Consider the following 514-nt stretch of genomic DNA (forward strand, 5'->3'; position numbering starts at 1 on the left):
ACGGTTGCGCCTGACCAGAGCCCCTTCAGCCCGAAGGCATGAACTTGGGAACGGCGATGACAGGGGGTCTCACCCCTCGTCCGTCACCGCATTGGGATTGTCCTTGTCCGGATCGGGATGGCCGCCCGAGCCGTGATAGGCCGTCTCGCTCTGGCCACCGTGGAAATCGCCCTTGCGTTCGGGGACGCCTTCATAGCCGCCACCCTGGCTCTCGCCGCCATGTTTGCCGGGCGCGTCCGAGACGCCATCGGGGGCGCCCTTCTTGGCGTCGCCCATTTTCCCGTCCTTGCCGGTCGCCTGCATCGGCTCGGTCATGTTCCGTCTCCTTGTCCGGCGTCTATAACGCATGGGCAACGGATTGCGCTCCGGCGCAGGCTTCCCCACATAGATTCGTAATACACTGGCAACGGGGAACAGAGTGGCCGATCCATATCAGACGCTGGGCGTAAGCCGCACGGCCAGCGAAGCCGATATCAAGAAAGCCTATCGCAAGCTGGCGAAGGAACTCCATCCC

The 514-nt window shown here is 63.4% G+C and carries 2 protein-coding genes; one reads left to right on the top strand and one right to left on the bottom strand.

Annotated elements, in window-relative coordinates:
• Positions 1-69 precede the first annotated feature (69 nt).
• A complete protein-coding gene (locus D1614_RS28985; RefSeq protein WP_007406818.1) occupies positions 70-315 on the bottom strand; it encodes a hypothetical protein in 246 nt (81 codons plus the stop codon).
• Between the two features lie 103 nt (positions 316-418).
• Here D1614_RS28985 and D1614_RS28990 point away from each other — a divergent pair.
• A partial coding sequence (locus tag D1614_RS28990; RefSeq protein WP_155523351.1) for a DnaJ domain-containing protein occupies positions 419-514 on the top strand: 96 nt, incomplete at its 3' end.

The organism is Maribellus luteus, from assembly GCF_003576475.1.
Lineage (GTDB): Bacteria > Bacteroidota > Bacteroidia > Bacteroidales > Prolixibacteraceae > Draconibacterium > Draconibacterium luteum.